At 38.7% G+C, this 24,409-nt stretch carries 21 protein-coding genes and 1 tRNA gene; 12 read left to right on the top strand and 10 right to left on the bottom strand.

Translation table 11 applies throughout. The annotated features are described in order from the left end of the window. The 3 genes from OSH00_RS16485 to OSH00_RS16495 form a co-directional block, all read right to left on the bottom strand. A complete protein-coding gene (locus OSH00_RS16485; protein WP_266131339.1) occupies positions 1-846 on the bottom strand; it encodes an SDR family NAD(P)-dependent oxidoreductase in 846 nt (281 codons plus the stop codon). Positions 847-875: 29 nt separating this feature from the next. Further along, a complete protein-coding gene (locus OSH00_RS16490) occupies positions 876-1,829 on the bottom strand; it encodes a metal-dependent hydrolase (protein ID WP_266131340.1) in 954 nt (317 codons plus the stop codon). A 355-nt stretch (positions 1,830-2,184) separates the two neighbouring features. After that, positions 2,185-3,141 carry a metal-dependent hydrolase gene (locus tag OSH00_RS16495; RefSeq protein ID WP_266131341.1) on the bottom strand — a complete coding sequence of 319 codons (957 nt, stop codon included), beginning with the start codon at positions 3,139-3,141 and terminating at the stop codon, positions 2,185-2,187. A gap of 338 nt (positions 3,142-3,479) precedes the next feature. Between OSH00_RS16495 and OSH00_RS16500 the strand changes: the two genes are divergently transcribed. From OSH00_RS16500 to OSH00_RS16520, 5 genes are all read left to right on the top strand, one after another. Beyond that, positions 3,480-4,463, top strand: coding sequence for an RHS repeat-associated core domain-containing protein (locus OSH00_RS16500; protein WP_266131342.1), 984 nt, complete (start codon positions 3,480-3,482; stop codon positions 4,461-4,463). Between the two features lies 1 nt (position 4,464). Then, entirely contained in the window at positions 4,465-4,710 is a 246-nt protein-coding gene (locus tag OSH00_RS16505; RefSeq protein WP_266131343.1) for a hypothetical protein, read from the top strand. Positions 4,711-4,942: 232 nt separating this feature from the next. Continuing rightward, a complete protein-coding gene (locus tag OSH00_RS16510; protein WP_266131344.1) occupies positions 4,943-5,428 on the top strand; it encodes a hypothetical protein in 486 nt (161 codons plus the stop codon). A gap of 400 nt (positions 5,429-5,828) precedes the next feature. Then, positions 5,829-7,454 carry an NAD+ synthase gene (locus OSH00_RS16515; protein WP_266131345.1) on the top strand — a complete coding sequence of 542 codons (1,626 nt, stop codon included), beginning with the start codon at positions 5,829-5,831 and terminating at the stop codon, positions 7,452-7,454. A gap of 5 nt (positions 7,455-7,459) precedes the next feature. Beyond that, positions 7,460-8,500 carry a hypothetical protein gene (locus OSH00_RS16520; RefSeq protein ID WP_266131346.1) on the top strand — a complete coding sequence of 347 codons (1,041 nt, stop codon included), beginning with the start codon at positions 7,460-7,462 and terminating at the stop codon, positions 8,498-8,500. A 325-nt stretch (positions 8,501-8,825) separates the two neighbouring features. On the opposite strand, the gene OSH00_RS16525 is transcribed toward OSH00_RS16520, so the two are convergent. From OSH00_RS16525 to rlmE, 5 genes are all read right to left on the bottom strand, one after another. After that, positions 8,826-8,902, bottom strand: a tRNA-Met gene (locus tag OSH00_RS16525). A gap of 341 nt (positions 8,903-9,243) precedes the next feature. Continuing rightward, positions 9,244-9,558, bottom strand: coding sequence for a DUF5713 family protein (locus OSH00_RS16530; protein ID WP_196076288.1), 315 nt, complete (start codon positions 9,556-9,558; stop codon positions 9,244-9,246). A 199-nt stretch (positions 9,559-9,757) separates the two neighbouring features. After that, on the bottom strand, positions 9,758-10,612 hold the full coding sequence (folP, locus tag OSH00_RS16535; protein WP_266131347.1) for a dihydropteroate synthase: 855 nt from the start codon (positions 10,610-10,612) through the stop codon (positions 9,758-9,760). Between the two features lie 130 nt (positions 10,613-10,742). Then, positions 10,743-12,632, bottom strand: coding sequence for an ATP-dependent zinc metalloprotease FtsH (gene ftsH / locus OSH00_RS16540; RefSeq protein WP_196076287.1), 1,890 nt, complete (start codon positions 12,630-12,632; stop codon positions 10,743-10,745). A 179-nt stretch (positions 12,633-12,811) separates the two neighbouring features. Next, complete coding sequence (gene rlmE / locus OSH00_RS16545) at positions 12,812-13,462, bottom strand: 23S rRNA (uridine(2552)-2'-O)-methyltransferase RlmE (RefSeq protein ID WP_004829459.1); 651 nt, start codon at positions 13,460-13,462, stop codon at positions 12,812-12,814. A gap of 205 nt (positions 13,463-13,667) precedes the next feature. On the opposite strand from rlmE, the gene yhbY reads away from it, so the two are divergent. Together yhbY and OSH00_RS16555 are read left to right on the top strand one after the other, a co-directional pair. Further along, positions 13,668-13,991, top strand: a complete 324-nt coding sequence (yhbY, locus tag OSH00_RS16550; protein WP_196076286.1) for a ribosome assembly RNA-binding protein YhbY — start codon at positions 13,668-13,670, stop codon at positions 13,989-13,991. An 11-nt stretch (positions 13,992-14,002) separates the two neighbouring features. Beyond that, positions 14,003-14,542 (top strand): DOMON-like domain-containing protein, encoded by a 540-nt coding sequence (locus OSH00_RS16555; protein ID WP_266131348.1) that lies wholly within the window; start codon positions 14,003-14,005, stop codon positions 14,540-14,542. Between the two features lie 109 nt (positions 14,543-14,651). Here the strand turns inward: OSH00_RS16555 and OSH00_RS16560 are convergent, their stop codons facing one another. Next, positions 14,652-15,116 (bottom strand): hypothetical protein, encoded by a 465-nt coding sequence (locus OSH00_RS16560; protein WP_266131349.1) that lies wholly within the window; start codon positions 15,114-15,116, stop codon positions 14,652-14,654. A 322-nt stretch (positions 15,117-15,438) separates the two neighbouring features. Here OSH00_RS16560 and carA point away from each other — a divergent pair, with 322 nt between their 5' ends. From carA to OSH00_RS16585, 5 genes are all read left to right on the top strand, one after another. Continuing rightward, positions 15,439-16,593, top strand: a complete 1,155-nt coding sequence (gene carA / locus OSH00_RS16565) for a glutamine-hydrolyzing carbamoyl-phosphate synthase small subunit (RefSeq protein WP_266131350.1) — start codon at positions 15,439-15,441, stop codon at positions 16,591-16,593. Positions 16,594-16,607: 14 nt separating this feature from the next. After that, positions 16,608-19,841, top strand: coding sequence for a carbamoyl-phosphate synthase large subunit (gene carB / locus OSH00_RS16570; RefSeq protein WP_266131351.1), 3,234 nt, complete (start codon positions 16,608-16,610; stop codon positions 19,839-19,841). Between the two features lie 93 nt (positions 19,842-19,934). Beyond that, positions 19,935-20,411 carry a transcription elongation factor GreA gene (gene greA / locus OSH00_RS16575; RefSeq protein WP_004829465.1) on the top strand — a complete coding sequence of 159 codons (477 nt, stop codon included), beginning with the start codon at positions 19,935-19,937 and terminating at the stop codon, positions 20,409-20,411. Positions 20,412-21,078: 667 nt separating this feature from the next. Beyond that, the gene (locus OSH00_RS16580; RefSeq protein ID WP_266131352.1) at positions 21,079-21,963 is read left to right on the top strand and encodes a class I SAM-dependent methyltransferase; all 885 of its coding nucleotides are present in this window, start codon (positions 21,079-21,081) and stop codon (positions 21,961-21,963) included. Between the two features lie 166 nt (positions 21,964-22,129). After that, the gene (locus tag OSH00_RS16585; protein WP_266131353.1) at positions 22,130-22,759 is read left to right on the top strand and encodes a CatB-related O-acetyltransferase; all 630 of its coding nucleotides are present in this window, start codon (positions 22,130-22,132) and stop codon (positions 22,757-22,759) included. Between the two features lie 78 nt (positions 22,760-22,837). On the opposite strand, the gene OSH00_RS16590 is transcribed toward OSH00_RS16585, so the two are convergent. Beyond that, complete coding sequence (locus OSH00_RS16590) at positions 22,838-24,226, bottom strand: amino acid permease (protein WP_266131354.1); 1,389 nt, start codon at positions 24,224-24,226, stop codon at positions 22,838-22,840. Between the last annotated feature and the right edge of the window lie 183 nt (positions 24,227-24,409).

A 24,409-nucleotide genomic window follows, 5' to 3' on the forward strand; every position in this document is an offset into this window, starting at 1 on the left:
TTATTTTACATATTTATTAAATAGTGGATAACCAATGCCCAACACCTTGGCATACAATGCTGGTGAAGCACGTTTCATGATCCAGAACAGCTTTGCATCAGGTTGCGGAATGGTATAAAGCTTATTTGCATCCAAATTATTTAAGGTCTTGATGGCAACTTGATCACTGGTGGTAAATGCATGATTCATTAGCAAATCATCTGCAAGCCCTGCATAATGCCCCGGTAAACGACCATTTTTCATGATATTGGTCGGGACCAGCGTTGGACATAAAACATTGACACGTATATTGTCTTTGCGGAGTTCTGCGGATAAAGTTTCCGACAAAGCCAACACACTTGATTTGGTCACGTTATAAGCCGTCATTTCCGGTGCTGCGGTATAACCAGCAGCTGAAGCCACATTAATAATTGCGCCTCGACCCTGTTGTTTAAACTTCGGAACAAAGTAATGACAGCCGTGAATCACCCCCCAAAGATTGACATGCATACACCATTGCCAATCCTCTAAAGAAACCTCATCAAACTTACCGCCTAAACCGACACCCGCATTATTAATGACCAGACTCACAGGATGGTTCATTAATTTTTCAGCCTGCTCAGAGAGTGCCTTTACCTGCTCTTTCAGTCCGACATCACATTGCACAGCAAAGGCTTTCCCTGAAGTCTGTGACTCAATCAAATTTACCGTTTCTTGAGCAGCATCTAAATTAATATCGGCACAAACAATCGTTCCACCACGCTTGGCAAGTTCCATGGCAAAACTACGTCCGATTCCACTACCTGCACCAGTCACCACTGCGTAAGCGTTTTGACTAGGTTTTACTTTTTTAGAAAAAAATCCCATATCTCTTCAATCCATATGTTTTTTTATTTTTACGAACGCAATGTCGGATAAAATTCTTTGGTCAAATAAGGCGTTAGAATACCCGTCTCCGGATTCAATAACTTCTCTTTGTAATACTCCAAAAATTCCGATGTATCATGATCATTGGGATGAAAATCTGGGCGTAGATAATCAAAAATATGCTTAAAGCTGCTGCCATAAACACCATCTTTTAGACCAAAAATCAGACCGAAATTATAAGGAATCTCCCTCCAGTAACGTAAGCTGATTAAATTCTTTGGATTACGATAGAAAGGAACCAAAAATGAAGCAGCTGAAATCAAAACAAGAATTGTGATCAAAGCAGGAAAAAATCCAGCGATTCTCAGTAAATAGCTATTTGATAGCTCTTGAAAAACATCAAAGGCAATGTCTTTATGCTCGGATTCTTCAAGCATATGCCACATCCAGATTGCACGTTGTTTTTCATCTTGAGAACGGAAGAAAATTTCTTCATGGTTCATCATATATTCGGCGAGAACGGCAGTAAAATGCTCAATTCCTGCCATCAATGACAGTTTCATTGGCTGAGGAAGACGTTCAAATCCATATTCAAATGCCCACCCTGCCCAAGTACGGAAAAGCTTTACAGGTAAATCACGAATTAAATAGGCTTCGTTTAGCTCTTCATGCATTTTGGAATGAATGGCTTCTTGACCAATTAACGATGTAACACGTTGCTTGAGCAGAGGATCAGTGATGAAATCTCGGTGATAACGAGCAGTATCAATGACCAAATCTTCACCACGTGTCAAAAAAATCGACAATGAAGCGAAATAGGCACTAGCCAATTCGGCATCCATATAGAATTTGTGATCGAGTTTTTCTGGATCAAAATCAAACTTCATATGCCGAATAGGAATAATGGGTGTTTGATTTTCCAAACTGAATGGCGCTGCAGCAAAAACTTTAGCGACGGCTTTTTTTAGCGGCTTCACGAACATAGCAAATACTCTTTATTCATTTAATCTGGAAATTCATAATCTGATGTACTTTTTAAAAGACACGATATAAATCACCTTTTGAGTAAAAACTCTAATTTGATAGATAAAAATTACGACATGCATAGTCAATTACCATTGGCATATGCAAACATTCGATTAGCAAATTATGACAACCTGACCATATTGTCAGACAATCACATTTGAGCATTGTACTTGAGGATAGAAAATGTCCTTTGAAGACAATTCCTATAATTTCTTGAGAAATCACAATGAATCAAAAAGGCGTTTAAAAGATAAAAAGAAGAGCAACAATTCAGTTACTCTTCTTGAGCGGGTATGTAATTTAGTGTGTAAGTTAACTGCGGATCGCTGGCGTAAACTCTTTGATAAAATAAGGGCTCAACGTTCCTGTTTCAGGGTCAAGTAACTCTTTCTTGAAATAATCCAATAACTCACTGGTATCATGGTCATTGGGGTGAAAGCTTGGACGTAGATAGTCAAAAATATGCCCTATACTACTTCCAAATACTCCCTCTTTTAAGCCAAACAGCAAATCCCAACTCCCCTTGGCTTCTCTCCAAAAACTTAGGCTCAATGTATTTTGCGGACGCCGTAAAAACGGTAAAAATAATGCGCCGGCACCTACTCCCAACCCAAGCGTAATCAACGCAATAAAAAATCCTAAAATACGTAAGCTGTAGTTTGCAGAAAGAACTTGATAGGTATCGTATGCGATATCTTTGTGCTCTGACTCTTCAAGCATGTGCCACAACCATAAGGCACGCGTTTTTTCATCAAGAGAATGATTGAAAATGTCTTGGTGTGTCATTGCATATTGAGCAAAAACAGCAGTGAAATGCTCGATTCCAGCCATCATTGAAAGCTTTAAGGGCTGCGGGAATTTCAGGAAAGTGTTGTTGAATACTTGCTCTGCAAGAAAGCGATACAATTGCACAGGCAAGTGATTAGGAATCATGGTTTCATTGTATTCTTCATGGACTTTAGAATGAATCGCCTCTTGACCAATCAAACTGGTTAAGCGCTGTTTTAATATCGGATCTTTGATTTGGTCACGATGGTGGCGTGCAGTTTCAATCACCAGCTCTTCACCATAGGTCAAAAAAATGGAAAGCGCAGCAAAATAAGCTGTCGCCCATTCTTTTTGCATAAAAAATTTAACATCCAGCTCATCAGGGCTGAATTTGAAATCAAAGTGACGAATGGGAATATTAGCGACCTGCTCAGTTAAATCCACCAACGGGCTTGGAAAAACTTTTGCAAAGACCTTTTTGACTGGTTTAGCAAGCAACATATAAAACCTCATCTATTTATCTATGACGCAAAGCTTTGTCTAAAAATTCAGTACAAATTCACATTTCAAGTCAAAACCATGCTTTTATACTGGCGAAATTAAGACATAATGATCGAAAGACCATTAGCATTTACGGTCATTTGATTGGCAATTTATGACTATTCAGCAAAGTGTCCGACAAGTGCCTTAAATAAGTGTATTTGCGGATAAATAATGACCCGCAAGGACATTTTTAATCATTCATTTTGACCTAGTTTTTTTAATATTGATAAATTCACTATTTATGATATCTTAAATAAAAAATAATTAGACTGAGTATTAAAATATATAGGCAAATTATGGTGAAAAATTATTATCGATACTTATTTAATTTGATCATAATAAGTATTACCTTAATATTCAGCTCCTTATCTTTTGCTAAAGATAGAATTCAATACCATGTTCAAAACTTTGATGGTTCGACTTTAAAAGTGATTAATGAACAAGGGGTTGTAAGCCAGTCTTATCAATACACACCTTTTGGTCAACAACTGCAATACAAAAAACCAAGTAATTTAAAGAATCCAAATGCTTTTGTTGGGGGAATTCAAGATACAAATGATTGGTTTTATTTGCAGCAACGCTACTATAACCCAGTATTAGGTCGATTTTATCAGCCTGATCCTGTGACTTTCATTATAAATGGGCATGGACAGACCAATCGTTATCAATATGGCTGGAATGACAGTTATAGCTTTAAAGATCCTAGTGGTCAGGCTGCTCAACTTGCTTTTGTTCCACTAGTATTATGGATTGCTGACAATCTTAGATCCGATACACCTAATGCAAACAATTTACCACCTAGCGGTATTGGTGATGCTGCTATAGCTGGTTATGGAGGAGCTTCCTTACTATTCTCAGCAAGATTAGCTTCAATGTCGACTGCAGAATTAAGCTATTATAATATAGTACAGAATAGTGCATCAATTTCACCTGTAGTGTGGTTGACTCCATCAGCATTACAAGGGGCGAGCCCTATTTTATGGGATGGCGCTTATGCAACTAGACAGATTTTAGGTACAACTACAACTCCTGCTGGTCGCTCTATTAATTTTCATGCTGCTGAAAGAATGGTTTATCCACCCAAAGGAAGAATACCAATGTCTCCAAAAGAGATAGATGCCGTACTTGATGGAGCGACTAATATTAGAAAGATGACTTACAATATTTATGGAGATACTTTAACTATTCAAAATAAAAATATGTTAGGAAGTCCTCAAGTTGTAGTTGATGCCCAAACAGGTAATAGAATTATCACTGTGATAAATCCAAGAGCTAAATAATATGAAACTAACTACACTGAATGATAGAATTCAAAACTTTATTGAAAAAAAAGATATTTCAATAAAAAATGCTCAAGAAATTGATTTCTTGTTGAATAACCTAGGTATTGATAATGAAGTAATTGATGATTTAATTTTAATGATAGCTTTATATGTTCCAGGTGGAGGAGATTTTTTATTAGATGAGGATCAAATTATTATACAATTAAATAAAGCAAAAAAAATACTTGAAATTTCACAAAATTAAAGATGCAGGTTGTGAGTATTTTCATAAAAAATTTATATTTGATACTAAGATAAATCTTCTAAATACATTGAGTAGAAACTTATAAAAAATAATAAGTTATTTATGTTAAAAGTTTACTCTTTAATTAATATCCGTTAAACATTTTGAATCGATTCACAAGCAATTCCTATTTGGCTACTCTGTATTCAATGCTAAACTGATGCTCACTTTATTTTAATCATCTCCAATAACAATGTTGAATTATTTTTGGCGCTTGGCAAAACTACTCAAAATTGATCAGTTTAAATATCGACCATTGACGGATGGGGAAATCCGAATTAGCCAGACTGTGTTTGGTGACCTGATTGATTATGATCAGGTTAAAATCATGAATCATCCCTACTTGCCATGGCAACCTGTCGGCATCTTAATGGCACCGAATGGCTATATACATTTAAAAGATGCTGATTATTGTGAAGATTTTTCCTGCATGAGTTTAGCCTATCAAGCTGTGTTCATTCATGAAATGGCACACGTCTATCAATATCAACGTCATGAAAAGGTACTGCTAAAAGGCGCAATTTTACAGTCTGCAATGTATCTTAGTTTTGGACGATATAATCCTTACCGCTATACCTTGGTTCAGGGAAAATCTTATTTTGACTATAATATCGAACAGCAAGGCGACATCGCTAAAGATATCTATTTAAATCGGATCAAAAATATCATTTTGCAGTAAATCCAAACTAAAATTTGAAACTTTTAGTTTCATTCGAACTTTTTTGTGATCTATTTCATAATTTCTTCAAAAAGAATATCAATTCCGATATAAAAACCAAAAAATAATGAAAAATCACTAGTTTCTACAAAAAAAATACTCTAAATTCATGATGTCATTGATGCTGTACTGAATAAACTTGATGAATCACTAGCTTCTGACATTTTTTTAGTTAAAATACTCAATGTCTGAAATTTTTGCCTTGCAAAAAAATAAAGATTTTTGATGATTTTTTGATGATTTTATAGCTTCGCCCTTTGGCAGTTTTTGTTGTGTCTATATATACATACGTTGAATAACTACATTTTAAAAATCAACAAAATGTATATAAATTACCCTATTGGAATAGGATTTGGTTTAAATGAAAAGTTTTAAAATTGCTCTTGCGCAATTCTCTCCATTCATTGGTGATCTTGATTCAAATGTTCAAAAGATGATTGAGCAAGCCAATGAAGCAAAAAAACAGAATGCTGAAATTATTGTTTTTCCTGAACTTTCTATTGTCGGTTATCCGGCTGAAGATTTATTTCTACGCCCAAGCTTAGCTAAACGTACAGCACAGGCTTTTGAAAAATTAGCTGCGATCAAAGATATCGTTTTGGTCTTTGGCTTTGTGAATCTTACGGAAGACGGTCAACGCTATAATGCTGCTGCTGTCATGAAAGATGGTCAAGTACTGGGTATTTATAATAAACAAAATTTACCTAATTATAGTGTGTTTGACGAAAAACGTTATTTTAACGAAGGTCATCAACATCTCGTTTTTGAATACTTGGGACATAAGTTTGGTGTATTGATCTGTGAAGATGTTTGGTCGCTCAATACAGTTCAGCAGCTGGCTCAACTGAATGTCGAAAGCGTACTGGTACTGAATGCTTCACCTTATGAAGTTGGCAAACCTCAGCACCGTATCGTAACGCTCAAGGAATTAGCAAAACAATTGAATCTGCACTTGGTCTATGTCAATCAAGTGGGTGGACAGGACGATCTTATTTTTGATGGCACAAGTTTTGTGATTAACCAATCAGGTGAGGTTGCATTACAGGCACCAAGTTTCACTGAAGATCTTTACTTTGCAGAATACCAAGTTGAAAATAAAAGTTATCAAGTTGTCGAATCTGCACCTGCTTTAAGTACGATGGCCGAGATTTACCAAGGTCTAGTTTTAGCAACACGTGATTATGTTCAACGCTCAGGCTTTCCTGGTGTAATTCTTGGATTATCCGGCGGTATCGACTCTGCTTTAACGCTTGCGATTGCTGTTGATGCAATTGGTGCGGATAAAGTTCAAGCAGTGATGATGCCGTATACCTATACCTCTCAAATCAGTGTTGAAGACGCCACTGAACAAGCCAAGCGTATGGGGGTTACATTTGGTATCGCTGAAATTCACCCGATTGTAAATAGTTTCATGCAAACACTATACCCATTCTTTGGCAACTCACCTGCTGATGCAACAGAAGAAAATCTTCAAGCACGTGCACGTGGTACATTATTGATGGGTTTATCCAATAAATTCGGTAATTTAGTGCTTTCAACAGGCAATAAATCAGAACTTTCTGTAGGTTACTGTACTTTATATGGTGACATGGTGGGCGGTTTTGCGGTACTGAAAGATGTTTATAAAACCATTGTGTTTGAATTGGCGAAATACCGTAACAGCATTTCAGAAACGCCTGTGATTCCTGAACGTGTGATTACTCGTCCGCCATCAGCTGAACTCCGTCCAGATCAAAAAGATCAAGATTCACTCCCTGCTTACGATATACTCGATGGCATTCTATACGCCTATATCGAAGAAGAACAAAGCCAAGAAGACATCATCGCCAAAGGTTTTGAGCGTGAAGTTGTTGAAAAAGTAATTCGTCTTGTTGACCGTAATGAATACAAACGCCGTCAAGGTTCAATTGGACCGCGTATCAGTTCACGTGCATTCAGTCGGGAACGCCGCTATCCGATTGTAAACGGCTGGAAACCTGGTGTATAAGCCTCGTGAATGTGAATAATTCACTCCCAGCGAGCTTTGCTCAGGAACTTGCTCAAGCACTTTTGCTTGAGCAAGTTCGCTATACCAAACAACAATTACTCGATCAAAAAAATCCTCAATTTATTCAAAATTTTATTTCTCAAACTTATCAGAATGCTGACAATATTCTTTTAAAAAACGTGATACAACTCGAACAACTATCTTCAGTTGTTCAAAAATATGCATTTGAACTGAATTTGGGCGCTGATATTCTTGAGTTTATTGGTGTCGTTGCGCAAAAAATTCATCAATATGCAATTGGTAGCCAAACCGTTATCAATGATTTACTTTCTGATGAGTCGTTTGAATTATGGATGTTCAAGATTTTAGAACTTGAACAACTCCGCAACTACCTTCAAGAAAACTTACAACACAATCCGCAGATCCAGCAAGTCAGCCTACAGCTTGCCAATCAGATTGTTGAAAGCAATACACCTTGGCTTGATCAGCTTCGCCACTACACAGTTAAACAAAATCGTCTTGCTTCCAAAGTCGTGAGCTTTATCCAAGACCAACAACAGAATATTGAATTAAAATTAGAAAACCAGCTTGCGGCAGCAATACGCAAACAACTCAGTAATATCATTATGCTTCCCAATGAGGATTTGGCAGATATTGCGACCCACATCTGGTCTGAAATCAAACAGCGTTCGTTAAAAGAAACATTTTCTCAACTGCAGTCGATAGATTTTGAGGAATTCTTTATTCTCGTTTACGAAACATGGAAAGAGCTTCGCGAAAAAGAATATATGCAGCAGGTTATTCTTAATGTTGTAGAAGCATTTTATGAATACTTTGGTGAATATAGCCTGCAGGAATTATTGCACTCTGTAGGTCTAGATAAAAATGACTTATACATTGAAGCAGCGCGATTTATTCCGCATACATTAGGTGCATTAGACCAACATGGCCTATTAGACAGTATCATCCAATCTTTGATTGCACCCTTCTATCTAGATTCACAAACACATCGCTTTATAGAAAGTTTTCTTGCTGAGAAAGGATAGCATTGAAGTAAAGTGGATCACCTTTTTAGCAACAATGTCTCCAAACCAATTTAAACCGTCACGATAAAGCACGCCAATAAAAGCTTAACTCCCTCAAGTAACATTGACATATCACGGATTTGGTGAGTTAAAAACAAATTATATTTTAATTTATACGCTTTCTACAGATTGATGGTCTGTCTATGTGGCACTCAAAATTTCACTTTTGATTGAGTTCAGCCCCATTGCCTGCCTTTATTTTTAGTTCATATGATCGACATGGTTTTGACTTAAATATTTGACGATACAAAAAAAGAGACCATGCGGTGAGCATGGTCTATAAAAATGGTGGCTATGACGGGACTTGAACCTGTGACCCCCGCATTATGAGTGCGGTGCTCTAACCAACTGAGCTACATAGCCGTAAACTGTGTGCGCATTATCTAAAGTTATACACCTTACGTCAAGCATTTAAATAAACCAATGATCACACTTTAAACAATTGATATTTAAATGTTTAAAATTAATACATATTTGTGTTTTCATTAGAGAATTGACACATTCAAGCAATCAAATGATCTGGCAAGCTCTGACAAGTGAATATTTTCTAAATCAAGGATTTAATTTTTTAATGGAAGGTGTTTCAATAAAATGGCACTTAAACAATCAAGCAACCAAAGCTATTCTATAACCATTAAACAATATGGCAATCATAGCGTTTTAATGTTTTAAATATTCAGATCCAGCAATAAATAGAGAATGTTTTACCACTCTCTATTTGCAACCAGCTCTTCCATTTCAATATCGAGATAGCCTTGGTCTTGTACCACCATCATCAATGCTTCAGCAATATAATCTGCTGCAGTATCATCTAGCGAGGAGTCCAAGTCTTCAAACTGAGGCTTCATTTCATTAATTTCAGTCACAGTCAGATTTGCCAAAGAATAAATTTCAGCATCGCTAAAGCTGGTTTTAGCCACCTTTTTAGCAAATTGTTCAATGAGTTGCTTTATTTCGGCAACCAGAATATCGGGATAATATTCATCATCGAACATTGGGAGAAGTAGATCGTTAAACATAGCAACCTAAAATAAAACAGCAATTCACGCGCTTATATAACACAAACCCTACAATTCGCCAAATCTACTTGCGCTCTTAAAGCTATATTTTTTTAAGTCGTTTGCTCATTGGATAGAGGAATACACGCCAATCACCAAACTTATGCATTTAAGAAAGATTCTTAAAACCACAATTACATCCAATTTAAAGTACTTATGGTTAAATCGCAGTACGCATTGCCTGCCAAACTTTAATCGCATCCGACATTGCTTTTACATCATGTGCACGTACCATGCATGCCCCTTGCTGAATACTTATCAAATGCGCAGCAACACTACCCACCGCGCGATTTTGTGCATCCACACCACCCAGTGTCTCCCCTATGAAACGCTTGCGTGACAATGCGGATAAAATAGGATATCCCAAGCAATGAAGCTTATAAAACTCATTGAGCAACTTTAAATTCTGCTGGGCATTTTTTGCAAATCCAAACCCAGGGTCAATCAGAATATTCTCAGGCTTTACCCCTGCCTGCAATGTAGCATCAATACGCTGTTGTAACTCTTCGATCACCTCTAATGTCACATCCTGATAGTGATCCAATTGATTCATTGTGGTTGGCTCACCACGCATATGCATGATAATCACAGGAATATCCAATTCTGCCGCCGTTTGCAATGCATTTGGACGTGTTAATGCACGTACGTCATTCCAAATGTGCGCACCTGCATCAACTGCGGCACGGATGACTTCCGGTTGAGAGGTATCTACAGAGATCACTACATCATATTGAGCAAGTTCAGCCACCACAGGAATCACTCGTCGGATTTCTTCTGCAATTTCTACAATCGAAGCGCCAGGACGAGTAGATTCACCACCTACATCAATCACAGTTGCACCTGCTTCAATCATTTGTTTGGCATAAGCAATGGCTTGATCTTTTTGATTATGCTGCCCACCATCACTAAAAGAATCTGGAGTTACATTGAGTATCCCCATGACATGTGCTTGTGATAAATCCAAACTCAAACGTCCACAACGCAAGATTTTATTCGGCAGTGACACCATTTGCATGTCGCTTCTCCATGATGAATTCCTTTTAGTTTACCAATTACACACTATTTCAAGATAAATTCTTTTAACAATAAAGTCTATTTGCATAAAAAAAGAGCCTCACATGAGACTCTTTTTGACCTAACTTCAATCAGGTTGCCGGTAATGGCGGCGGAGTTGATGGACCATCTGTAGGTGTCACATCGATTACAGGGTTCTCAGCAACATAAACCTTAGGTGGCTGCGGCTCACGACCTTCCATAATGTCACGGATTTGATCACGATCAATGGTTTCCCATTCCATCAAAGCTTTCACCATTGCATGGGCAATATCCTTGTTATTTTCAAGGATATCACGGGCAACTTTGTACTGCTCATCAAGAATACGACGTACTTCTTGGTCAACTTGTTGTTGGGTTGCTTCAGAAATAGTTCGGCTACCAACGTTTCCAAAGAAACCATTTTGGTTTTCATCTTCGTAAACCATTACACCCATTTTGTCAGACATACCGTACTTGGTCACCATTGCACGTGCCATTTTAGTTGCACGCTCAAAGTCGTTGGAAGCACCTGTCGACATCTGGTTCATAAACACTTCTTCTGCTATACGACCGCCGAATAAGATAGAAAGTTCATTTAACATCTTAGACTTATAATGACTGGTTTGGTCATGTTCAGGCAATTGCCAAGTCACACCCAGCGCCCAACCACGCGGCATAATGGTTACTTTATGCACAGGATCAGTACCTGGAAGAATCTCAGCAACAATCGCATGACCTGCTTCATGGTAAGCTGTCGCACGACGCTCTTCTTCACGGATCACCATCGACTTACGCTCAGGTCCCATATAGATCTTGTCTTTTGCATCTTCAAAGTCATGCATATCGACCGTGTTCTTGTTGCGACGCGCAGCAAACAGTGCTGCCTCATTGACAAGGTTTGCCAATTGCGCACCAGAGAAGCCCGGCGTACCACGTGCAAGCACTTTAAGATCAACACCTGTTACAGATGGAAGTTTCTTTAAATGCACTGCCAAAATCTGCTCACGACCTTTGATGTCAGGAAGACCCACCATCACTTGACGGTCAAAACGTCCAGGACGTAACAGTGCTTTATCGAGTACGTCGGCACGGTTGGTCGCAGCAATAACGATAATACCTTCGTTACCTTCGAAACCATCCATTTCAACCAACATCTGGTTCAATGTTTGCTCACGCTCATCATGACCACCACCAGTACCTGAACCACGATGACGACCAACAGCATCGATCTCATCAATAAAGATGATACAAGGTGCATGACGTTTTGCTTGTTCAAACATGTCACGTACACGTGAAGCACCCACACCTACAAACATTTCAACGAAGTCAGAACCTGAAATGCTAAAGAAAGGAACTTTTGCTTCACCAGCAATCGCCTTCGCAAGTAAAGTTTTACCTGTACCTGGAGGACCAACCATCAATACGCCTTTTGGAATTGTTGCTCCTAGACGTTTGAATTTTGCAGGGTCTTTTAAGAAATCTACAATTTCTACAACTTCTTGTTTTGCTTCATCACAACCTGCGACATCAGTAAATGTCACTTTGATTTGGTCTTCAGAAAGCATTTTTGCCTTGGATTTACCAAAACTCATTGGACCATTTTTACCGCCTGCACCACCGCCCATGTTACGCATAAAGAACATGAACAATAAAATAATTAAGAGTACAGGGAAACTTGCAATGAGAAGTTGCATCAATAAACCTTGACGTTGAGGTGCAGTACCTTCAACAACAACGTTATTTTTGATGAGTGTAGGCATCAGTTCAGGATCTTGAACTGCTGGGCGAATACTTTCAAAGTTCGAACCATTCTTTTTTTCGCCGCTTATTCTTTCACCATCAATTGTGACTTTACTAATTTGACCAGCATTCACCGCTGTGACGAATTCAGAATAATTCATCGCAGAAGGCTTACTGCGGTCACTGAGATTGCTGAAGATTAAGATCAGCACACCCAGTATGACCAGCCACAATACGGCATTTTTGAAGTAATCGCTCAAAGCTTTATTCCCATATATAACTATTTTGATCAGGCTCAATCATGCTTGATCGTAACAAAAAGCGAGTAATGAATTTCGCAATAAAGATTAAAAAAGTACAAAATGCACAATTTTTAACAACTTGGCAAGCATTTGTTGGCAATTCATTACGAACTACGAACATACCTTAAAAATGCCCGCTATTGCGAAACTTTTTTACGACCCTGTCCAATTAAAAAAACTTCTTTTGAACGTGCACGTGAAGCAGCAGGTTTTGCTGTTTTCAATACATCAAAACTGTCCACGACTTGCTTTCGAAACTCATCAAATCCACTACCTTGGAAAACCTTGACTACAAACTGCCCCTTCGGTCCTAAAACTTTATTGGCAAAATCTAGCGCAAGTTCACACAAATAAATCTGGCGAGGTTGATCTACAGCCCTATTACCTGATGTATTGGGGGCCATATCTGAAATTACAACGTCTACAGTGCGTCCATTTAAAATATTTAACAATTTTTCGAAAACTTCTTCTTCTCTGAAATCACCTTGTAAAAAAGTAACATCAGGCAAAGCATCCATTTCCAAAATATCGGAAGCAATCACTAAACCCTTGTCACCGACCAGTTTTCCTGCGATTTGCGACCAGCTTCCTGGCGCAGCCCCCAAGTCAACCACAGTCATTCCGGGTTTAATCATTTTATATTTTTCTTGAATTTCAAGAAGTTTATATGCTGCGCGAGCGCGATATCCTTCTTTTTGTGCTTTTTTCACAAAAGGATCATCTAAATGCTCTCTCATCCACGCACGACTACTTTTGGATAACTTCTGGTTGGTAATGCGTGTAGCCATAACTCTCTTGATCTAAACGGATAACTAACCTGTGATTGTACGTGAAAAATATTCTCATTGCAGTATTCATATGGATTAAAATCGATAGATGATAGATATTGATATGTTTTTTTGAATAAGCTTCATCGAATATTTCTACAGAATTTACAGCGCAGCGATATGGCTTTTGTTATACTAAGCCGTTTTTAAAATCAGGTTATTTTTTATGGCGACTCTATCTATCCAAGAACGTAAGCGTTTACGTCAAATCGGACATGCATTAAACCCAGTTGTAATGCTAGGTGATAAAGGCTTGACTGAAAGTGTCGTTGAAGAATTAAACCGTGCTTTAAATGATCATGAGCTAATTAAAGTTAAAATTGCGGGTGAAGATCGTGAAGCACGCACAGCAACGATCACTGAAATAGCGGATACCACTGGCGCAGAGGTAGTTCAAACTATCGGTAAAATTGCTTTGCTTTACAAAAAAGCAGCCAAACAAAATCAAAAACTTTCCAATTTGGTTCGTCACGCTCATCTTTCTAATTAAGATTTATTTTCATGGCAAGTTACGAACTTAATGCTTTTGATCGTCGTTTTCAAAGTATCTCTTTAGTGGGTGCAATTGAGCAGGTCAATCCCTATACCTTAAACGTAGGGTATTGGTTAAGAGATCCCAATCAATTTATTGTGTATCCTGAACCTGTTGCAGCACATCCGCGTCAAGATTTTCTATGGGAAAATACCTGTTTTGAAGTTTTCATTGGTGTGCAGGGTGAAGACCAATACCGAGAAGTAAATCTCTCCCCTTCTCAAGCTTGGCAAGCCTATCAATTTGAAGAATATCGTTATCCTGAAAACATGCCTCCTGTTGCTGCGTATGATATTGAGTTAAATCAGCTTAAGCGCACACATTATGGATTGAATGTTAGTTTAGACCTGACTGAGTTTATGTTGGCACATAAACTAAAGTGGTCTGATTTATTTATTGGACTAAGTGCTGTTTTGAATACCACGCAAGGTCAGCATTTCTTCGCAATGCAACATAGCGGACAGCAAGCAGACTTTCACAACAAACGTGACTGGCTACATACCTTCTAATGGTCACTGTTCAATTCAGTTGTCATTTAAATAAAAAAGTGAGGCATGTTGCCTCACTTTTTTATTTATCTAATTTACATCTTTAAATACAGACAAAATCTACAAAGACTTATTGCTTAGTGGTTACTTTATTCCATACCTCTAAAGTATGCTCTTTAGAACGCTTTAAAGTTTCAGTCAACTGTACTTTGTGCTTTGTTGAAATTTGCGATACATCTTCACGAATTTCCTTGCCCACTTCAGTCAACTCTTTCACTAAAAGACTGAGTTCTGACTTTAAGAAATCAGCCAATTCCACCAAATCTTTTTGTGATGTTGAAAATTGTGTTTTAATCACATCAAGACGTTGTACTAAATCTTGTTTGAAGTTTTGGACTTGATCTTGTACCTGTTCATTCAGATGATCTGTTTCAGCTTCCAGTTTTTTCTGAGTATCAGCCACAGCTTGCGTTACTTTTTGCTGTGCGTCTTTGCCCAGTTTTTCTAAATTTTCCACAGTTTCAGCAGCAACCTCTTTCAAAGCAGCTGTGTCTTTTGTTACTTTTTCTGTCACACTTTCTTTAGATATAGTCATATTGATTCCCCCTGGAATGTGAGCCAATAAGATACCCTGAAAAGATAAATTTCAATTTTTGGTTTGTCTAACAATTAGAATATACTTACAATTTCACACAATTCATTTTTTTAGAAACAGATTTAACAATAAATAACAAGGTATTTATCTTAGGTTATTTGCGCAAATAGAATAGACTTGTGAGGGGTTCATGCGTATAATGCGCTGTTAAGTTACAAGCGAGCAGACATAAGGAGGGTAGGATTTAGTAAGCCTTCCTTTTTTTTCGTCTACTCGCTTTTTTACAGCCCTATTTTTGTGGTTTTAGTTCAGGAGCTTTGGTTTGAGCACCCCCGCCATTTTAGCCCTTGCTGACGGTACTGTTTTTAAAGGTACATCGATCGGCGCTACGGGAAGTACGACTGGTGAAGTCGTTTTTAACACTGCCATGACTGGTTATCAAGAAATTTTGACCGATCCTAGTTATGCACAGCAACTTGTAACTTTAACTTATCCTCATATCGGTAATACTGGTTGTAATGAAGAAGACACTGAGTCAGGTCGAATTCATAAAGTCTGGGCGAATGGTCTCATCATTCGTGACCTTCCTTTATTACACAGCAATTTCCGCGCAAATCAATCTCTTGGCGAATATTTAGAACAACATAATGTCGTTGCCATTGCAGATATCGATACACGAAAATTAACACGTATCTTACGTGACAAAGGCGCACAGAACGGTTGTATTCTTGCAGGTGAAAACATCACTGAAGAAGAAGCAATTGCCCAAGCACGTGCCTTTGGTGGCTTAAACGGTTTAGACTTAGCTAAAGAATGTTGTGACCCTGAAGGTTTTGAATGGACTGAAGGCTCATGGACACTAGGCAAAGGCTTCTCTCAACCTGAAACTAAATTTCATGTGGTTGCATACGATTATGGTGTCAAAACCAACATCTTACGTATGCTTGCAGATCGCGGTTGCAAGTTGACTGTAGTTCCTGCTCAAACTCCTGCAGAAAAAGTATTGGCACTTAATCCAGATGGCGTGTTCCTGTCAAATGGTCCTGGCGATCCAGCGGCATGTGATTATGCCATTGAAGCGGTTAAGACCATTGTTGAAACAACAAACCTGCCTGTATTCGGTATTTGTTTAGGTCATCAAATTCTAGCGCTCGCTTCTGGTGCTAAAACGGTGAAAATGCCACATGGTCACCATGGTGCAAACCATCCTGTACAAAATATTGACGCACAAAGTCAACATCACGGTACAGTGATGATTACTTCTCAAAACCATGGCTTCGCTGTAGATGCAGAGACATTGCCTGCAAATCTTAAAGCAACACATAAATCTTTATTCGATCAAACCCTACAAGGGATTCATCGTACAGATAAACCTGCGTTTAGCTTCCAGGGTCACCCAGAAGCAAGCCCTGGTCCACATGACTGTGCCCCATTGTTCGATCATTTTATCGAACTTATTGAAGCATCTAAGAAGTAATTAAGGAAGCGATCATGGCTAAACGTACAGACATTAAAAGTATCTTAATTATTGGTGCGGGTCCGATTGTAATCGGACAAGCATGTGAGTTCGATTACTCAGGTGCACAAGCATGTAAAGCGCTTCGTGAAGAAGGTTATCGTGTGATTTTGGTGAACTCTAACCCAGCCACCATTATGACAGACCCAACGATGGCAGACGCAACGTATATTGAACCAATTACGTGGCAGACCGTAGCAGCCATCATTGAGAAAGAACGCCCAGATGCAGTTCTTCCTACAATGGGTGGACAAACGGCATTGAACTGCGCACTTGCACTTGATGCCAACGGTATCTTGGAAAAATATAATGTTGAATTAATCGGTGCAACCAAAGAAGCAATTGAAAAAGCTGAAGACCGTAAATTGTTCGACATTGCAATGCGTAAGATCGGTTTAGAATGTCCTCGTGCCGATGTTGCGGAAAGCATGGAACATGCACTTGAAATTCAAGCGCGTTTTGGCTTCCCGGTCATCATTCGTCCATCATTTACGATGGGTGGTTCAGGCGGTGGTATCGCGTACAATAAAGAAGAATTTATTGAAATTTGTGAACGTGGTTTCGATCTTTCACCAACTAAACAATTATTGATTGATGAATCATTGATTGGTTGGAAAGAATACGAGATGGAAGTTGTTCGTGACAAAAACGACAACTGTATCATTGTATGTACCATTGAAAACTTTGATCCGATGGGTGTACACACAGGCGATTCAATCACCGTTGCACCTGCACAAACGCTGACAGACAAAGAATTCCAATTATTGCGTAATGCATCTTTGGCTGTACTTCGTGAAATTGGTGTAGAAACTGGCGGTTCCAACGTTCAATTCGGTATTAACCCGAAAGATGGACGTATGGTAGTGATCGAGATGAATCCTCGCGTATCTCGCTCTTCTGCGCTTGCATCCAAAGCAACTGGTTTCCCTATTGCAAAAATTGCTGCGAAACTCGCGGTGGGTTATACCCTTGACGAATTGAAAAATGACATCACAGGCGGTACCACACCAGCATCATTTGAGCCAGCTATTGACTATGTAGTGACTAAAATTCCTCGTTTCAATTTCGAGAAATTCCCACAAGCTGATGCAACATTGACAACACAGATGAAGTCTGTGGGAGAAGTGATGGCGATTGGTCGTAACTTCCAAGAGTCTGTACAGAAAGCGTTACGCGGTCTTGAAGTTGGTACTTGTGGTTTCGACGAACAAATCGCTATAGGTACGGAAGGCGCAAAAGATAAAATCTTGGTTGAGCTAAAAGTACCTGGTCCAGATCGTATTTGGTATGTTGCTGATGCCTTCCGCCATGGCTTCACTTTAGAAGAAGTCTTCGCCGCAACCAATATTGATCGTTGGTTCTTGATCCAAATCGAAGACATCATCAAAACTGAAGAACAAATCAAAACTTTAGGTTTTGGTGACTTAAATGCTGACAATATCCGTTCATTTAAACGTAAAGGTTTATCTGATTTGCGTATTGCAAACTTAATGGGTATTTCGCAAAAGCAATTCCGTAAGCATCGTTGGAACTTGGGTGTATATCCAGTTTATAAACGCGTTGATACCTGTGCTGCTGAGTTTGAATCAGATACAGCATATATGTATTCAACTTATGATGAAGAATGTGAATCTAATCCGTCTAGCAAAGACAAGATCATGGTTATCGGTGGTGGTCCTAACCGAATTGGTCAAGGGATTGAGTTCGATTACTGCTGCGTACACGCTGCACTTGCAATGCGTGAAGATGGTTATGAAACCATCATGGTCAACTGTAATCCAGAAACTGTTTCAACAGACTATGACACATCTGACCGTTTATACTTCGAACCAATCACACTTGAAGATGTACTTGAAATCGTGCGTACTGAAAAGCCTAAAGGCATTATTGTACAGTACGGCGGTCAAACACCATTGAAATTGGCACGTGCTTTGGAAGAAGCTGGTGCACCAATTATTGGTACATCTCCTGACGCAATTGACCGTGCAGAAGACCGTGAACGTTTCCAACAAATGATTCAACGTTTAAATCTTCGTCAACCAAGCAACAGCATTGTAAAATCTGCTGAAGAAGGCATGGCTGAAGCATCTAAAGTGGGTTATCCATTGGTGGTACGTCCTTCTTATGTACTTGGTGGCCGTGCTATGGAAATCGTCTACAATGACGATGAACTCAAGCGCTACTTACGTGATGCAGTTCAAGCATCTAACGAAGCACCTGTATTACTCGATCACTTCCTTGATGATGCAACAGAAGTAGATGTTGACTGTGTATCTGATGGTAAAGATGTTGTGATTGGCGGAATCATGCAACACATTGAACAAGCGGGTATTCACTCTGGTGACTCAGCATGTTCGATTCCACCATATTCTCTTTCCCAAGAGATTCAGGACGAGATGCGCCGTCAAACAGTAGCTATGGCGAAAGAGCTTGGCGTTATTGGTTTGATGAACGTGCAGTTTGCTGTAAAAGGCAACGATGTTTATATTCTTGAAGTTAACCCACGTGCATCTCGTACAGTACCATTTGTTTCGAAATGTATTGGTGAATCTTTAGCAAAAGTTGCTGCACGTTGTATGGCGGGTCAATCTTTAGAATCTCAAGGATTCACAAAAGAAATTATCCCAACTCATTTTGCAGTAAAAGAAGCGGTATTCCCATTCAACAAATTCCCAGGTGTTGATCCAATTCTTGGGCCAGAGATGAAATCTACTGGTGAAGTTATGGGTGTAGGTAAAACTTTTGGTGAAGCTTTCTACAAAGCTGTGTTAGGCTCTAATGATCGCTTACCGGGCAAGCCAACTGAAGGTGAAGTGAAACATGTATTTATTTCAGTACGTGATTCAGACAAACCTCGTGCACCAGGTATTGCGAAGCAATTGGTGGATTTAGGCTTCAAAATTATCGCAACTGGCGGTACTTATGATGTCATTAAAGACGCTGGTATTGAATGTGAACGTGTGAATAAAGTCACAGAAGGTCGCCCTAATATTGTTGACCGCTTGAAAAATGGCGAGATTCACCTCATTATCAATACTACTGAAGGTAAACAGGCTCAGCAGGATTCATTCTCAATCCGTCGCTCTGCACTGCAAGGTAAAGTGTATTACACAACTACCTTGAATGGTGCCGATGCTGTTTGCCAAGCTTTAGCAATTCAATTGCCAATGGATGTATATCGCTTGCAAGATTTGCAAACACTAGGTTAATTCGTTTCCGATAAGTCCCGTCACCTTATCGGTGGCGGGATTTTTTCATTTCTAAACCAGTATTTTTTTTAAATACAAAACTGAGGGACAACAATGCAACGTTATCCTATGACTCCCGAAGGCAAAGTTGCCTTAGAGAAAGAATTACAGCAGTTGAAATCTGTTGACCGTCCACGTATTACTGCTGCAATTGCAGAAGCACGTGAACATGGGGATTTAAAAGAAAACGCAGAATACCATGCAGCACGTGAACAACAAGGTTTCTGTGAAGGTCGTATCCAAGACATTGAAGGTAAACTCGGTGCCTGCCAAGTGATCGATGTAAAAGAACTTGAGCAAACAGGTCGTGTTGTTTTTGGTGTGACAGTAACCATTGAAAACCTAGATACTGAAGAAAAGAAAACCTACAAGATTGTTGGTGATGATGAAGCAGATTTTAAAATTAATAAAATCTCAGTGAACTCTCCTATCGCACGTGGTCTTTTAGGTAAAAATGAAGGCGATGAAGTAAAAATCGTCACGCCTCAGGGCGAAGTCGAATATGAAGTAGTCAGTGTTGAGTATATCTAAGCAAAACTACTCATTATATTAAGGGCTGACTATTCAGCCCTTTTTCTTTTCAAGGATAATATTTGATTCTAGAACAACAATAATTCAAATAACCTGTAAAAACTAATCCATCGTATGCAATTGTTAAGAATGCTGTTCAATTTTGCTGTCGCCTGCAGTCACACCACGGATTATTCATACAGGTCATTTTTTCAATAATTTACTCCAAATAAATTTAATATCTTCGATACCAACGATTAGTCCTCTATTTTTTATATTTATCAATCATATGGTCTTTCTATCGTGAAATGACATGAAGATCGCCATCTTGGACAGAAATATATGAGGAAAAACGAAACACGGCTTAGCTTTCGACACAAAGATACAGTTCAATAAAAAAGTTATTTGCGCAAACTGAGGCATTGCCTACATCAATCAATTTACACTTTAGAGCTAAAATCCCTCAATAAAAATATTATATATTTCGAATATATAACCCTAATTTCATCTTTTTACTCAAGAGAAATTATATTTTAATGGATGAGTTTTTAACAAATTTGGCTATATAGGGGGGACGATCAGGTGCCTTAAAAATAGCAATTATCACCATCCTGTCCAAATTTCTTGCCATTGTTAAATAATCTATTTGCATTAGATTGATGAAAATAAAAATTTGCTGAGGAACAATATGAAAGCTGGGCGTGTGAGTCGTACCGCAGAAGCAGCCGCTGCTCTGCGAGCCAACCATCATTTAAACGCAAGCGATCCTGTATTTTCAGATCCCTATGCTTTTGCAATGACCAATAGCCGCTGGCGCGTATTACTGAATAATGCATTGTTTCGTAAGACATTGAATTCAAAGTTGATGAATCAAACCTTCGGCAAATTGACTGGACAAGTCGTTGGGCGTTCACGATATAGTGAAGATCTTCTACAACACGCCATTGAACACCATCAAATTCAACAATATGTCTTGGTTGGTGCAGGCTTAGATTCCTTTGTTTTACGTTTAGCAACCCACTATCCTCAACTTAAAATATTTGAAGTTGATCATCCTGATACACAGAAGACCAAAATACAAAAGTTAAAGAAAATTTCCATATCCCAACAACTCCCTGGAAATGTAGAGTTTGTCAGCATTGATTTCGAAAAAGAAAAACTTTCTGATGCTTTGAAACGAAGCAGCTTTCAATCCGCCCACCCTGCTTTTTTTTCTTGGCTGGGCACAACACATTATTTAACACCACAAACCACTTTAGCAACATTAAAAAATATTGCATCCATTGCAGCACAACAAAGTGAAGTCGTACTCGACTATTCAATTGATTATAAGGCGCTCGAAGGCATTGAACGGTTTGGTGCGTTTGCTTTAACCCAATTTACTCAATTTCTCAAAGAACCTTTGATCGGTGCTTTTCGTTTGGAAGCATTACACCAAGCTGTGACTGCAATGGGATATAAAGTCATGGAGGATTTATCTGGCCAACAAATCACTGAGCGCTATTTTAACCATCGCGCCGATTATATTCGCCATACCCATGCAACACATCTCCTCCATTTAAAAATCATTTAAATCGAATGCAGATGAAACATTCTAGAGGTATTTCTTGATCAATCAGATAAAACATGAAGATGATACTGATTTGCTTCGGCTTGTAGATTGAATTTGTATAGCTCAACTGCATAAAGCTCATATAAAATAGCCATAACGCCTTCCGCACATCAAGTTACCTTATAGAATGTCTGACTCGATAAATTCACCAGTAAAGCACTGGTGTGAATTTGAATTTATTTCCAAAACAGTTAAAAATCCAAATATTCATATAAAAGGTAATTACTCCTATTACTCAGCGTATTGGGATCAAGGCTTTGAGCGCTGCGTGGTGCGTTATTTACATGACAAAGCGTCCACTACTGAAAAGCCGATTGATCAATTGTATATCGGTAACTTCGTTTGTTTCGGCGCTGAATGTGTGATCATGATGGGAGGCAATCAATTACATCGTCCGGATTGGATCTCAACTTTTCCTTTTGATACCCGCAGTTTTTTACCGGCTGGGGATACGGTCATTGGTGATGGGTGTTGGATTGGTAGTCGTGCCATGATCATGCAGGGAATAAGCTTAGGTGAAGGTGCTGTTGTTGCAACAGGTGCGGTCGTCACTCAAGATGTTCCACCTTATGCAATCGTAGGTGGTGTTCCTGCAAAGCTTATTAAATACCGCTTTCCTGAACAAAAGATTGCACAGCTACTCTCACTGAAACTCTATGATCTTGATGAAAAGCAAATATTAAAAATGCGTTCGCAATTACAGAGCGACGACCCCCATCAACTGATGCAGTTTTTAAAACATCAAGCCCATGACTGACATCAATGTTCAATCTTATCAAAACAAAAGGGTTAAATTTTCATTTAACCCTTTTATCAAGATTCAAAAAAAATTGGATTATGCATCTGAATTCAAGGCTACATCTTGATGTGCATTTTTTAGCTTTCGTTGTTTCAGATAGTATGTAAACATCAAACATAAAATCCAAGCTGGAATCATCATCACTGCGATACGCATATCTGGTGTAAATGACATTACAACAAGGATACCGAACATAAAAATCATGCAAAGATAATTACTGAATGGATAAGCAATACTTGGAAATTTAGTGGTTTGCCCCTGTTCAAGCATAGATTTACGGAATTTGAGGTGAGTCCATGAAATCACCACCCAGTTAATCACAATCGCGGCAACTACGAGCATCATTAGCAGACCAAATGCTTTTTCTGGAAATGCATAATTCAACAAAACACATAAAACTGTAACGAATGCAGAAACAAGCACTGCATTGGTTGGGATTCCTCGTTTATTGATATGCTGAAGAAATTTTGGTGCATTGCCCTGTTGAGCCAAGCCCAACAACATACGGCTACTACAATAGCTTGTTCCGTTATATACCGAAACTGCTGCAGTAAGAATCACGAAGTTCAACAGAGTCGCCACGCCTTGACTATCCAGTGAAGCAAAGACCATTACAAAAGGGCTTCCACCTTCCGCCATTTTGTTCCAAGGAAACAGGGCAAACAAAATGAAAAGCGTTGCAATATAAAAAATCAAAATACGGTAAATAATTTGATTCACTGCCTTAGGTAAAGTTTTATCAGGATCTCTTGCTTCTGCAGCAGTAATTCCAAATAATTCTATACCGCCAAAAGCAAAAATAATTACCGCCATTGCCATGACCAGTCCTTCAACACCAAATGGGAAGAAACCGCCCAATGCCCAGAGATTGGTAATACTGGCTTGTGGTCCTGCTGTACCCGTTGCAAGCAAATAGGAACCAAAGCCAATCATCGCCAAGATTGCCAAAATTTTGACGATAGAGAACCAAAACTCCATTTCACCAAAAAATTTTACATGCAACAGATTAATGCCGTTAATTAAAATAAAAAACGCCAATGCTGAAATCCATGTCGGGATTTCAGGCCACCAATATTGGATATACAAGCCAATTGCACTGAGTTCAGCCATACAGACGAGAACATTGAGTACCCAATAGTTCCAACCTGACATAAACCCTGCAAATGAGCCCCAGTACTTGTAAGCAAAGTGGCTGAATGAACCACTGACTGGCTCTTGTACCACCATCTCACCTAACTGTCGCATCATTAGAAACGCAATCAGCCCTGCAATCGCATAACCGAGGATTACGGAAGGTCCCGCAAGCTTGATCGACTGCGAGATCCCTAAAAACAATCCAGTACCGATTGCACCACCCAGTGCAATCAGTTGGATATGGCGATTGCTTAAACCATGTTTCAGGTTTCCTTGCTCGTGTTCTGACATATGATTATTCTCATCCTTGTCGCGTAATTTTTATATTCAAAATTACGTATATCATAAGTTAATCAAAAATGCCTATATCTAATCGAAAAATAATTGATTTACTTTTCTCATAACTGCGCATATAAGCAGAAAATTCAACAAATAACAATTATTATGAATTATGTAATTAAATTATGTATTGCG

Source organism: Acinetobacter nematophilus, from assembly GCF_026344175.1.
Lineage (GTDB): Bacteria > Pseudomonadota > Gammaproteobacteria > Pseudomonadales > Moraxellaceae > Acinetobacter > Acinetobacter nematophilus.

What these genes read in the sequence shown, in the direction of transcription:
- OSH00_RS16485 (WP_266131339.1), bottom strand. Translation starts at nt 846, where the DNA reads ATGGGATTTTTTTCTAAAAAAGTAAAACCTAGTCAAAACGCTTACGCA.
- OSH00_RS16490 (WP_266131340.1), bottom strand. Translation starts at nt 1,829, where the DNA reads ATGTTCGTGAAGCCGCTAAAAAAAGCCGTCGCTAAAGTTTTTGCTGCA.
- OSH00_RS16495 (WP_266131341.1), bottom strand. Translation starts at nt 3,141, where the DNA reads ATGTTGCTTGCTAAACCAGTCAAAAAGGTCTTTGCAAAAGTTTTTCCA.
- OSH00_RS16500 (WP_266131342.1), top strand. Translation starts at nt 3,480, where the DNA reads ATGGTGAAAAATTATTATCGATACTTATTTAATTTGATCATAATAAGT.
- OSH00_RS16505 (WP_266131343.1), top strand. Translation starts at nt 4,465, where the DNA reads ATGAAACTAACTACACTGAATGATAGAATTCAAAACTTTATTGAAAAA.
- OSH00_RS16510 (WP_266131344.1), top strand. Translation starts at nt 4,943, where the DNA reads ATGTTGAATTATTTTTGGCGCTTGGCAAAACTACTCAAAATTGATCAG.
- OSH00_RS16515 (WP_266131345.1), top strand. Translation starts at nt 5,829, where the DNA reads ATGAAAAGTTTTAAAATTGCTCTTGCGCAATTCTCTCCATTCATTGGT.
- OSH00_RS16530 (WP_196076288.1), bottom strand. Translation starts at nt 9,558, where the DNA reads ATGTTTAACGATCTACTTCTCCCAATGTTCGATGATGAATATTATCCC.
- folP (WP_266131347.1), bottom strand. Translation starts at nt 10,612, where the DNA reads ATGCAAATGGTGTCACTGCCGAATAAAATCTTGCGTTGTGGACGTTTG.
- rlmE (WP_004829459.1), bottom strand. Translation starts at nt 13,462, where the DNA reads ATGGCTACACGCATTACCAACCAGAAGTTATCCAAAAGTAGTCGTGCG.
- yhbY (WP_196076286.1), top strand. Translation starts at nt 13,668, where the DNA reads ATGGCGACTCTATCTATCCAAGAACGTAAGCGTTTACGTCAAATCGGA.
- OSH00_RS16555 (WP_266131348.1), top strand. Translation starts at nt 14,003, where the DNA reads ATGGCAAGTTACGAACTTAATGCTTTTGATCGTCGTTTTCAAAGTATC.
- OSH00_RS16560 (WP_266131349.1), bottom strand. Translation starts at nt 15,116, where the DNA reads ATGACTATATCTAAAGAAAGTGTGACAGAAAAAGTAACAAAAGACACA.
- carB (WP_266131351.1), top strand. Translation starts at nt 16,608, where the DNA reads ATGGCTAAACGTACAGACATTAAAAGTATCTTAATTATTGGTGCGGGT.
- greA (WP_004829465.1), top strand. Translation starts at nt 19,935, where the DNA reads ATGCAACGTTATCCTATGACTCCCGAAGGCAAAGTTGCCTTAGAGAAA.
- OSH00_RS16580 (WP_266131352.1), top strand. Translation starts at nt 21,079, where the DNA reads ATGAAAGCTGGGCGTGTGAGTCGTACCGCAGAAGCAGCCGCTGCTCTG.
- OSH00_RS16585 (WP_266131353.1), top strand. Translation starts at nt 22,130, where the DNA reads ATGTCTGACTCGATAAATTCACCAGTAAAGCACTGGTGTGAATTTGAA.
- OSH00_RS16590 (WP_266131354.1), bottom strand. Translation starts at nt 24,226, where the DNA reads ATGTCAGAACACGAGCAAGGAAACCTGAAACATGGTTTAAGCAATCGC.